At 70.3% G+C, this 434-nt stretch carries 1 protein-coding gene; it reads left to right on the top strand.

All coding sequences use genetic code 11. The features are described 5' to 3' along the window. Positions 1–28 precede the first annotated feature (28 nt). A partial coding sequence (locus EQG76_RS03260; RefSeq protein ID WP_159710576.1) for an EamA family transporter occupies positions 29–434 on the top strand: 406 nt, incomplete at its 3' end.

The raw sequence follows: 434 nt of genomic DNA, 5'->3' as shown, positions 1-434 counted from the left end.
CGTGTCGATGTTCGCCATCCAGGACACGATGGCCAAGCTCCTCGGCGAGGCCGGCTACCACCCGCTGCAGATCGTCTGGGCGCGCTACACCTGCCACCTCCTGATCGCGGCGGCGGTGCCGTTTCTCCATCGCGGCCCGGTGCCGTGGCGCTCCGCGCGCCTTGGGCTGCAGCTCGGCCGCTCCGCCTTGATCGCCCTGGCGACGGTATGCGCCGTGACCGCCCTAAAATACCTGCCGCTCGCGACGGCCGCCACCATCGCCATGACGGCACCTCTGTTCGTCACCCTGTTCGCCATCCCGGTCCTGGGCGAGCGGGTCGGCTGGCGCCGCCTGACTGCGCTAGGGGTGGGTTTCTGTGGCGTGCTGCTGGTACTGCGCCCGGGCATCGCCGGGTTCGATCCCATGGCGCTGGTGATGCTGGCATCCGCGGCGA

The organism is Geminicoccus flavidas (assembly GCF_009806515.1).
Lineage (GTDB): Bacteria > Pseudomonadota > Alphaproteobacteria > Geminicoccales > Geminicoccaceae > Geminicoccus > Geminicoccus flavidus.
The sequence above is the reverse complement of the archived record's forward strand: the minus strand, read 5'-3'. Positions and strand labels throughout refer to the sequence as shown.